A 9,884-nucleotide genomic window follows, 5' to 3' on the forward strand; every position below is an offset into this window, starting at 1 on the left:
TCGGAGCGAAACGGAATTAAAGTCACAAAACTAAAAAAGCCGAATTGGCTTCGACTTTTTTAGCTTATTATTTAACTGCGATGAAGTTTGCACCTTCAGCAACTGAACCAGTCGCTACTGATGAAACATCTTCGAAGTCTGCAGTGTTTGTAACGATAACCATAGTTGTATCGTCAAGACCTGCTTCAGTGATTACTGAGCTATCGAAGGTAGCCAAGACATCACCTTTTTTAATGCGTTGATTTGCTTGAACTTTAGCATCAAATCCTTTACCGTCAAGTGAGACAGTGTCGATACCGATGTGGATAAGCACTTCAGCACCTTTATCAGATTTAAGACCGTAAGCGTGACCTGTTGGGAAGGCGATTTGCACTTCACCATCAAATGGTGCGACTACTTGGTTACCTGAAGGTTTGATAGCGGCACCCTTACCCATAGCTCCTGAAGAGAAGACTGGGTCATTAACATTTTCCAAAGCTACAACTTCACCTTTAAGTGGTGCAGCGATTGTTTCAGCTTGCAATGCAACTGGAGCTGATTCTGCTGATGCAATATCTTCAGCAACAACTTCTTTTTGAGCTTCAACTTCTTCCTCTTTGTAACCGAAGATCCAAGTAAGAGCGAAACCAAGAGCAAGAGTGACAAGTACCATAAGAACATACTTAAGTACTTGACCGTTAAGGTAAAGAAGTGTACCAGGAACGATTGTTACACCAAATCCTGTACCAGCAAGGTTAAGGATTGATGCCAACCAACCACCAGCAGCACCGGCGATAAGACCCATGATAAATGGTTTACCGAAACGAAGGTTAACCCCGAAGATAGCTGGTTCAGTGATACCAAGTACCGCTGAAAGAGTTGCAGGGAAAGCAAGTGCTTTCAATTTAGCATCTTTAGTTTTAACACCCACTGCAAGTGTCGCACCAGCTTGGGCAGTCATAGCAGCTGTGATGATAGCGTTAAGTGGGTCTTTACCAGTATTAGCAATGAGGTTAGCTTCAAGCAAGTTAAAGACGTGGTGAACCCCTGTAACGACGATAACTTGGTGAACTCCACCAAGAACAAGACCAGCAAGACCAAATGGCAAGTTAAGAATCCATTCTGTAGCAGCAAGAACATAGCTTTCAACAGTATGGAAGACAGGACCAATGATAAAGAGGGCCAAAGCTGACATTACTGCGAAGACGATAAGTGGACGCAAGAGAAGGTCAAGAACGTCTGGAACCCATTTACGAACCCATTGCTCGAACTTAGCACCAAGCAAACCTACGAAGAAGGCTGGAAGCACTGAGTTTTGGTAACCTACTACTGGAATAAAATCAAAGAAGTAAATTGGTTTAGCAGCACCTGATGCAACATCCCAAGCGTTAGGAAGGGCGTTGTTAACCATCATCAAACCAAGAACCAAACCAAGGAGTGGTGAACCACCAAATACGTTAAAGGCTGACCAACAAATCAAGGCTGGGAAGAAGGCGAAGGCTGTATCTGTCAATACAACTGTGTAAGTATAGAAATCAGTAGCAGCAAAAGCTTTTGATGTTGTACCGAACAAACCAAGAACTGTATCGTTATTGATTGCTCCACGGATACCCATGAAAAGACCAGTCGCTACGATTGCTGGAAGCAATGGAACGAAAACGTCACCGAATGAACGGATAGCACGTTGGAACCAGTTCCCTTGTTTAGCAGCTTCTGCTTTTTGTTCGTCTTTAGATGCTGTTGGAAGACCTTGAGCAACGACTTCGTCGTAAATCTTGTTAACAGTACCTGTACCAAAAATCATTTGGTATTGACCTGAGTTAAAGAAAGCACCTTGAACTTTTTCAATGTTCTCAGCCTTTTCTTTATTGATTTTGTTTTCATCTTTGACCATCACACGTAGACGAGTCGCACAGTGAGCAACACTGTTGACGTTTTCACGTCCACCGAGGGCATTGATGACTTCTTTTGCAATTTGTTTGTTATCCATTTGCAAAATTCTCCTTAATAAAATTTGGTATGAAAGCGTTTAGCTTTTCTTTACGATAACTATTTTAGCATCTTTCTGCCATATGTCAACCGTTTAGCATATTTTTTTATTTTTTGTTATAAATCGTTGATTTTTATAGGTAAAACGTTTACTATATTATTAACAAATAGATTAGGAGATTACTAAATATGAATCTACCAACAGAAGTTCGTTACCGTCCATACGCAGATTGGACAGACGAAGAAAAAACAAAGATTAGAGAAAATGTCGCTAAATCACCTTGGCGTGCAAGTTACCATATCGAACCAGAAACAGGGCTTCTTAATGATCCAAACGGTTTTTCTTACTTTAATGGTAAGTTCCAACTTTTCTACCAAAGTTGGCCATTTGGAGCTGCTCATGGTTTGAAACAATGGGTGCATACTGAAACTGAAGATTTGGTTCACTTTACAGAAACTGGTGTCAAACTCTTGCCAGACCATGAAAATGATAGCCACGGTGCCTACTCAGGTTCTGCTTATCAAATCGGTGATAAACTCTTTATCTTCTATACTGGGAACGTTCGTGATGAAAACTGGATTCGTGACCCACGTCAAATCGGCGCTTGGATGGATAAAGACGGCAAAATCGAAAAATTCGACAAGGTTCTTATCAAACAACCTGCTGACGCTACTGGGCACTTCCGTGACCCTCAAATCTTCGATTACAAGGGACAATTCTACGCTATCGTAGGTGCTCAAAACCACGATAAACAAGGTTATATCAAACTTTACAAGGCAGTAGACAATGATGTCGAAAACTGGGTTGAGGTTGGTAATCTTGACTTTGGTGGCACTGGGTCAGAGTACATGATTGAGTGTCCTAACCTTGTCTTTGTAGATGGCAAACCTGTTCTTCTTTATAGCCCACAAGGTCTCGATAAAGCTGAACTTGACTACGGTAACATCTACCCTAACACTTATAAGATTTTCCAAGATTTCGACACAGAAAAACCTGCCCTCGTTGATGGCACACCAATTATCAACTTGGACTACGGATTTGAAGCATATGCAACTCAAGGCTTTAATACTCCAGATGGTCGTGCCCTTATTGTCAGCTGGATCGGTCTTCCAGATGTGGACTATCCAACTGACAAATACGACTACCAAGGGGCTATGAGCTTGGTTAAAGAATTGTCTATTAAAGATGGCAAACTCTACCAATATCCAGTCGAAGCCATTACAAGCTTACGTGCTAGCCAAGAAGATTTCTCTGAAAAAACGGCAACAACTAACACTTACGAGCTTGAACTTAACTTTGAAGCTAACACTCAAACAGAACTTGTCCTCTTCGCAGACCAAGAAGGGAATGGCTTGTCACTTACAGTTGATACTGAAAACGGAAAAGTTATCCTTGACCGTTCTAAAGCTGGTGAACAATATGCTACTGACTTTGGAACAAGTCGTGAATGTACACTTGATGCCGGTCAAGCTGCAACAGCAAACATCTTTGTAGATAACTCAATCGTTGAAATTTACTTCAACAAAGGTGAGAAAGTCTTCACTAGTCGTGTTTTCCCAAGTGCAGAACAAACTGGTATCAAAGTAACATCAGGAAACGTTTCTGGGCACTACTTCGACTTGAAATACTAAGGTGATTTATGGTCGCAAAGCTTACTGACGTTGCCGAACTGGCTGGTGTGAGCCCAACCACAGTTTCTCGCGTCATAAACAAAAAGGGCTACCTCTCACAGAAGACCATTGACAAAGTTCACGCTGCTATGCAAGAACTCAACTATAAACCAAATAATTTAGCTCGAGGTCTTCAAGGAAAGTCGGCCAAACTCGTTGGCTTGATTTTCCCAAATATTTCCAATATATTTTATGCCGAACTTATTGAACGTCTTGAGGATGAACTCTTTAAGCAAGGCTATAAAACCATTATTTGTAATAGTGAGCATGATCCTAACAAGGAGAGAGACTATTTGGAGATGCTTGCCGCCAACCAATGTGACGGCATCATCTCGTCTAGTCACAATCTTGGTATTGAGGATTATGAGAAGGTTGAAGCTCCCATCGTTGCCTTCGACCGTAATCTCGCTCCAAAGATTCCCATTGTTTCGTCTGACAACTTTGAAGGTGGCAAGTTAGCCGCAAGAGCTATGGTCAAGGCTGGCTGTCAACGCATTGTCATGATTACAGGCTATGATAATTCGGATTCTCCAACAGGACTTCGTCAACTAGGTTTTAATTATGAATTGGACAAGAAAGGTATTATTTGTCCTGTTCCAAACGATTTGTCTCTCATGCGACGAGAATTAGAAATCAAATCTATTATCTCTCGTGAAAAACCAGATGGCATCTTTGTTTCGGACGATTTAACAGCTATCTTGGTTATGAAGATAGCTAGACAATTGGGACTTTCTATCCCAGATGACCTAAAAATCATCGGTTATGACGGTACCGCCTTTATCCGTCACTTCTACCCAGAGTTAGCAACTATCCAACAACCTTTGGATGAAATTGCTAAGCTTTGTGTCGAAATTCTTCTCAAGAAAATTAAAGGCAAAACAGTTAATCGTGATTATGTACTTCCAGTGAGTCTGATTGCTGGTGGCAGTATATAAATGAAAGTCGCAAGAAATCTCCGCTTGCGACTTTTTCTTGTTACATTTGTAGAAAAAAAGAAGTTGAAACAACGTTCAACTTCTTTTGCTTATGCTTCATCTGTCACAAACTGACTAAGTACACCATTAATGAACTTAGCAGATGTTTCATCAGAATATTTTTTAGCGATTTCAATGATTTCGTTAATAGCTACACGTCCTGGTGTTTCTTCAAATGACGTGATTTCATAAAGTCCCAAACGAAGGAGAGTACGATCTGTCACAATCAAACGTGAGAGGCTCCAACCCTCTTTCAACTTTTCTTCAATTTGACTATCAAGTTGGGCCAACTCTTCACGGACACCTGTTACTAGGCTAAGAAGAAAGGCTGGTACATCAACTTCAGTTTCTTCGTCAATTGGCTTGTCATAAGTGTAAGCGAAATGTGCTTGTTCCAGAGCTTCTCCACCAAATTCAAGGGCAAAAAGCGTTTGAAAAGCACGCTCACGAAGGTCACGACGTGAATCTTTAAAGATATTAGTCATTCAAAAAATCCTCGTTAAACAATTCAGCCAAGTCTGGTTTTTGTGACTTTTCAGTAACAATAGATTCAACGTGAACATTGACTTCTGAAATTGCCACTTCTGCCATATCATAGACAGCTGCTTTAACAGCCTTTTGAATTTCAATTGAAACCGCTGGTACGTTAACCCCATACTGAAGTGAGACGTAGATATCAGCATTTACAGTACCATCTTCTTCTGTTCGGAGGTAAACACCACGTCCCAAGCTTGTTTTGCTGAGACTATCCGTAACATTTTTATTTTGAAGGGCGTAAACACCTTCCACTTTAGTTGCAGCGATACCTGTAATCACTTCGAGCACGCGAGGGGCAATTACAATTTCACCGATATTTTCTGTAGTCATCGCATGTTTCCTTTCCGTTAGTTTGGAAAATAAAGCCTTCAAACCAGTGGTTTGAAAGACTTAGTCGGGCTTAGGCACGTGATACGTAAGTACCTTCAGCTGTGTTGATAACCAATTTTTGACCAGCTTCGATAAAGTCTGGAACGTTAACCACAAGACCAGTTTCAAGTGTTGCAGGTTTACCTGAACCTGTAACTGTTGCACCTTTGATTGATGGTTGTGTTTCAGTAACAGTCAATTCAACAGTTGTTGGCACTTGAACACCAATAACTTCTGTTCCGTAGAATTGGATTTTTACATCTGAGTTTTCAAGGATAAATTTCAATTCTTCTTGAACGTTGGCTACTGGGATTTCATATTGGTCATATGTTTCAGTGTTCATGAAGTATGCAGTATCATCCATTTGGTACAAGTATTGCGCTGGTACTGTTTCGATGATTGCTTGTTCAAATTTTTCTTCTGGACGATAGCTAGTATCAAAAGTTGAACCTGAACGAACATCACGCAATTTCATACGCATGATTGTGTTACCTTTACCAGGTTTGTGGTGGCTAGCTTCAAGAACTTTGATCAATTTGCCATCGTTAGTTACGAAAGTCATACCCGCACGGAGTTTACTTGCTTCAATCATTATTAAATACCTCTTTGTAAAAAATTATTATCAGTTTATTCTACCATAAATGACAGCATGGCTCAAATGTTTTATAGATTCAAGCCCAATCCTCAGGCTTTTTTCAAAGAACAAACTAGTCATCCATTCCTAAGTGAACCTCTGGAACATCATGTTGCAAATAAGAAACACCCTTTTGTTCCATCAACTCAATCGCAAAGGGATGGGGCCTATAATTGGCCTTGTATGTAATCTTAACAATACCAGCTTGCAAGAGAGCTTTGGTGCAGTTGATACAAGGAAAATGAGTCACATAAATCTCTGTATTTTTGGTAGAAATCCCCTCTTTGGCACATTGAATAAGGGCATTCATCTCTGCGTGTACCGTACGAATACAATGACCATCTTCCATATAGTGGCCTACTTCGTTACAGTTATCAGTCTCAGAAACTCCGCCATTATAACCTGTAGCGATAATACGCTTGTCCTTGACTAAAACAGCCCCAACAAAGGCACGATCACACGTAGAACGCTTAGAAATCAGCTCTGCATTAGCCATAAAATAATCTTGCCAAGATAAACGGTTTGGCATAAAGTATTCCTCCAAATCTTAGAGAACAATCAATTCCTTAGGCGCAAGGGTAATCAATTCACAACCATTCTCTGTAATAATGATGTCATCTTCGATACGAACACCATATTTATCAGCCAAATAAACACCTGGCTCGTCCGTCAAGACCATACCAGCTTCGATGGTTTCATCAGAATTACCAAAGTAAGGAATCTCGTGAATATCAAGACCAATACCGTGTCCAATACCATGTGTAAAGTAATCACCGTACCCCGCTTCGACAATAACATCACGCGCAACCTTATCATAGTCACGACGTGTCATGCCAGCCTTAGCCGCGTCAATCAAGGCCTGATTAGAACGTAGAACGATATCATAAATTTCACGCTCCTCATCAGTAGTGTCACCAATATGGATAGTACGAGTCATATCGCTAACGTAGTGGTTGTAGTAACAACCAAAGTCCATAGTCAAGGTCTCACCAGATTGAATAACCTTTTCTGAAGCAACCCCGTGAGGCATAGCTGAACGGTAGCCTGAAGCAATGATAGACTCAAAGGAAATCCCTGAAGCTCCGTACTCGCGCATACGGAAATCTAAGAAGTTTGCTACTTGTAGCTCTGTTGTTTGACCTGGTTTAATGAAATCAAGCACATCTGTAAAGGCACGGTCTGAGATAGAACAAGCCTTACGGATAGTTGCCAATTCTTTTTCGTCCTTGATCATACGCAACTCTTCCATGAAGTTGCTTTGTGGTGACAAAGTGTAGCCTTCAAAAATCGCTTGAAGACCTTGGTAGTAAGCAAATGACACCTGATTATCAAAACCGATTGTTTCAAGGTTATCAGCCTCGATAATTTTAACAATATCCTTAAGTGGATCCTTACTTTCGATAATATCAAAGCCATGCACAGATTGTTTGGCAATGAGGGTATAACGTGAATCCGTTAAGAAGAGGCGACGATTCTTAGTAATGAAGACAGTCGCATTTGTCCCCCAGAAATCTGTTAAATAATAGATATTTTTTTGTCCTGTCACCAACAAGGCATCAAGGCCTGATTGGGAAAGTTTGGCATCAAATCGTTCAAGTCTACGTTGCATTATGAATTACTCCTTTGGTATTTTAGGTTAATTATACCAAATTTTCAGACTTTAAAGGATTAAATTGACATTTTAGATTGTTTTTTTGATGTCATAAAGAAAAAGCCAGATGAAACTCTGACTTTATTAGCATTATACAAAGGCTCGCTTTTCGTAGATAGTTGGCGCAAAGAGGAGCAAAACCAAAGTCCAAGCAAACAAAACAAGGGCTTCGCGAAGACTGAAGAACTGTTGACCGCTAGTAAAGACTGCTCGCATAAAACTAAATGGCACATAAGTCATCAGCTTAGTCATGGTATCCCCTAAACTAGCCAAATAGAGCGTGAAGAAAGTCATTCCTGTCACACCAAAATAGGCCGTTACAAAGGCTGTCAAGGTATTTTTTACAAACAAGACAAGCAAAGAGGAAACCATATTTGATAAATTCTTTTATTTCTCCAACTTAGAAAATAGTCTGTTAGATAAATTTCCCTAAAAGACTTATAAGCAGATTTGTTAGATTCCTAAAAACTTGCTTAATTTGAGACATTAGGCTAGTAACAGACCCTTCAGTATGATTAATTACATCCTTATCACTATCCTTGATAGTATCTTCAGAAGGGGACTCAGGTAAGGGATTTTCCACCTTCTCTACTACTTCTTTTCCCTCTGGTGTCTCTGTTTTCTCAGTTTCTTCCTTGAAAACAGCCTGATAAATAGCTTGGGCATCTGGAGCACTGCCAAGATAGCCAGAAACCAATTGACCATTTTTGAGACGAATGACACTTGGAGTCCCTGGAATTCCTAGCTTATCAAATAGTATTTTACGAGACTCACGGTCCAACTGATCTGAATCTGTATTGTAATAAAGAAGCTGACCATCAATCAGGGTATTGAAATCCTTCAAAACCGGAGAATTTTGACGACAATAGTAGCAGGTTGGCCGGCCAACATAAAGGATATGGTCTCCGCCATCTTCAGTCAACATATTTGTGACATCACTATAAGAGACTGGCTTCAGGTTTTCAAGATTTTTTTCATAAGTTTCAACCGAGACCTCTTCGGACCTTACTTCTGTCTCAACTACTCCTGTCTGTGATGATTGAGGAAGCGAATTTTCCTTTGTCTCACTAATAGATTCAACTTTCTCAGCTACCTGTTGAGAAACTGTTTCAGAAGAAACTTCCACATTCTCTACTTCACCATTCTCAACAGAATTATTGGATAATTCGACTGTAGATTCCTTAACATCTAACTCATCCGCTGCTCCACTAAGCACCGCCAACTGGCAAGTACCTAAAACAAAACTCGCCATCAAAATAAATTGTATTTTCTTCATGTATTCTCCTTATTTGTTTACTGTGTTACATCTTACTTTTTACCAATTAACAAAAGCAATGGTACCATGACACTAATTACCATGTTCCTCTCCTTTTTCTATTTATATTAATATTTTAGCCACTAAGTCCAAGCTATGACTTCATTATAAGAGCTTAACGAAATAAAAAATAGTGACATAAATGTCACCATTCCATAAGATTAAAGACAAAAAGAAAAGGCTAAGCAATAAACTCAACCTAAGACTATAGTAATCAACAGAGAAAATCATTTCTCCTTATCCTTCCCCGCTACCCTAAGCGCAAACAAAGAAAAAGCTAGCGAAAGTGTTGACCAGACGAGACAATGGTCAATAAAGGCAACGCCTTCGGTGAAACTTAACGTAGCATTTATCATCACAATAAATAGCCAGACGATCACGATAACAATGCTTAAACTTCTAATAAGATTATTCTTCTGTTTATCCATACTCCTCTTTCCCATATCTGGTGTTCATGGTAACTTCTAATCGCCATAAGGAGGTCTTCTTTTCAACCACCATTTGTTCCAACCCAATCGTTCAGGTAAGGTTTGAGGTTTAGATACAAAACCACCCCCTGTAACATTTTCTAAGCTTTCAGCATTGAGCTCTTCACCATATACCTTAGTTCGCATTCTTATTTCTCCTTTCTTTTCAAAAATAAATACAGCAATAACCACTTGGACTATACAAAGATTTAGTCGTCTTGAAGACCTAGTGGATTTGGGTATAAGGTCATTATAAGTTCTCCCTTTTCAATCATAACCACCCGTCTAACGGGTGGTT

12 protein-coding genes are annotated in these 9,884 nt (G+C 40.0%); 2 read left to right on the forward strand and 10 right to left on the reverse strand.

Annotated features, from left to right (window positions below; translation table 11 throughout):
• Positions 1-67: 67 nt before the first annotated feature.
• A complete protein-coding gene (locus HMPREF2571_RS06680) occupies positions 68-1,969 on the reverse strand; it encodes a sucrose-specific PTS transporter subunit IIBC (protein WP_013991170.1) in 1,902 nt (633 codons plus the stop codon).
• A gap of 188 nt (positions 1,970-2,157) precedes the next feature.
• Between HMPREF2571_RS06680 and HMPREF2571_RS06685 the strand changes: the two genes are divergently transcribed.
• Together HMPREF2571_RS06685 and HMPREF2571_RS06690 are read left to right on the forward strand one after the other, a co-directional pair.
• Entirely contained in the window at positions 2,158-3,600 is a 1,443-nt protein-coding gene (locus HMPREF2571_RS06685) for a sucrose-6-phosphate hydrolase (RefSeq protein WP_013991171.1), read from the forward strand.
• Between the two features lie 8 nt (positions 3,601-3,608).
• The gene (locus HMPREF2571_RS06690; protein ID WP_013991172.1) at positions 3,609-4,574 is read left to right on the forward strand and encodes a LacI family DNA-binding transcriptional regulator; all 966 of its coding nucleotides are present in this window, start codon (positions 3,609-3,611) and stop codon (positions 4,572-4,574) included.
• 89 nt (positions 4,575-4,663) lie between these two features.
• Here HMPREF2571_RS06690 and nusB read toward each other — a convergent pair whose 3' ends face one another.
• From nusB to HMPREF2571_RS10685, 9 genes are all read right to left on the reverse strand, one after another.
• Entirely contained in the window at positions 4,664-5,098 is a 435-nt protein-coding gene (gene nusB / locus HMPREF2571_RS06695; protein WP_002884506.1) for a transcription antitermination factor NusB, read from the reverse strand.
• Positions 5,091-5,480, reverse strand: a complete 390-nt coding sequence (locus tag HMPREF2571_RS06700) for an Asp23/Gls24 family envelope stress response protein (RefSeq protein WP_002884704.1) — start codon at positions 5,478-5,480, stop codon at positions 5,091-5,093. Before HMPREF2571_RS06700 ends, nusB begins: the two co-directional genes overlap by 8 nt.
• 70 nt (positions 5,481-5,550) lie before the next feature.
• Complete coding sequence (efp, locus tag HMPREF2571_RS06705; protein WP_002891830.1) at positions 5,551-6,111, reverse strand: elongation factor P; 561 nt, start codon at positions 6,109-6,111, stop codon at positions 5,551-5,553.
• A gap of 115 nt (positions 6,112-6,226) precedes the next feature.
• Entirely contained in the window at positions 6,227-6,682 is a 456-nt protein-coding gene (locus HMPREF2571_RS06710) for a deoxycytidylate deaminase (RefSeq protein ID WP_002884736.1), read from the reverse strand.
• Between the two features lie 18 nt (positions 6,683-6,700).
• Positions 6,701-7,762 carry a M24 family metallopeptidase gene (locus HMPREF2571_RS06715; RefSeq protein WP_014635041.1) on the reverse strand — a complete coding sequence of 354 codons (1,062 nt, stop codon included), beginning with the start codon at positions 7,760-7,762 and terminating at the stop codon, positions 6,701-6,703.
• A gap of 132 nt (positions 7,763-7,894) precedes the next feature.
• Entirely contained in the window at positions 7,895-8,176 is a 282-nt protein-coding gene (locus tag HMPREF2571_RS06720; protein ID WP_070847500.1) for a hypothetical protein, read from the reverse strand.
• 43 nt (positions 8,177-8,219) lie between these two features.
• Entirely contained in the window at positions 8,220-9,080 is an 861-nt protein-coding gene (locus HMPREF2571_RS06725; protein WP_004183460.1) for a thioredoxin family protein, read from the reverse strand.
• Positions 9,081-9,346: 266 nt separating this feature from the next.
• The gene (locus HMPREF2571_RS06730) at positions 9,347-9,547 is read right to left on the reverse strand and encodes a hypothetical protein (protein WP_004183464.1); all 201 of its coding nucleotides are present in this window, start codon (positions 9,545-9,547) and stop codon (positions 9,347-9,349) included.
• Positions 9,548-9,583: 36 nt separating this feature from the next.
• A complete protein-coding gene (locus tag HMPREF2571_RS10685; protein WP_004183466.1) occupies positions 9,584-9,733 on the reverse strand; it encodes a hypothetical protein in 150 nt (49 codons plus the stop codon).
• Positions 9,734-9,884 lie beyond the last annotated feature (151 nt).

The organism is Streptococcus sp. HMSC068F04, assembly GCF_001837455.1.
GTDB classification, from domain to species: domain Bacteria; phylum Bacillota; class Bacilli; order Lactobacillales; family Streptococcaceae; genus Streptococcus; species Streptococcus salivarius_D.

Bases quoted from the DNA above. Each gene is read 5' to 3' on its own strand.
- HMPREF2571_RS06725 (WP_004183460.1), bottom strand. From the start codon at position 9,080: ATGAAGAAAATACAATTTATTTTGATGGCGAGTTTTGTTTTAGGTACT.
- HMPREF2571_RS06730 (WP_004183464.1), bottom strand. From the start codon at position 9,547: ATGGATAAACAGAAGAATAATCTTATTAGAAGTTTAAGCATTGTTATC.
- HMPREF2571_RS06710 (WP_002884736.1), bottom strand. From the start codon at position 6,682: ATGCCAAACCGTTTATCTTGGCAAGATTATTTTATGGCTAATGCAGAG.
- HMPREF2571_RS06680 (WP_013991170.1), bottom strand. From the start codon at position 1,969: ATGGATAACAAACAAATTGCAAAAGAAGTCATCAATGCCCTCGGTGGA.
- HMPREF2571_RS06690 (WP_013991172.1), top strand. From the start codon at position 3,609: ATGGTCGCAAAGCTTACTGACGTTGCCGAACTGGCTGGTGTGAGCCCA.
- HMPREF2571_RS06720 (WP_070847500.1), bottom strand. From the start codon at position 8,176: ATGGTTTCCTCTTTGCTTGTCTTGTTTGTAAAAAATACCTTGACAGCC.
- HMPREF2571_RS10685 (WP_004183466.1), bottom strand. From the start codon at position 9,733: ATGCGAACTAAGGTATATGGTGAAGAGCTCAATGCTGAAAGCTTAGAA.
- HMPREF2571_RS06715 (WP_014635041.1), bottom strand. From the start codon at position 7,762: ATGCAACGTAGACTTGAACGATTTGATGCCAAACTTTCCCAATCAGGC.
- efp (WP_002891830.1), bottom strand. From the start codon at position 6,111: ATGATTGAAGCAAGTAAACTCCGTGCGGGTATGACTTTCGTAACTAAC.
- HMPREF2571_RS06700 (WP_002884704.1), bottom strand. From the start codon at position 5,480: ATGACTACAGAAAATATCGGTGAAATTGTAATTGCCCCTCGCGTGCTC.
- HMPREF2571_RS06685 (WP_013991171.1), top strand. From the start codon at position 2,158: ATGAATCTACCAACAGAAGTTCGTTACCGTCCATACGCAGATTGGACA.
- nusB (WP_002884506.1), bottom strand. From the start codon at position 5,098: ATGACTAATATCTTTAAAGATTCACGTCGTGACCTTCGTGAGCGTGCT.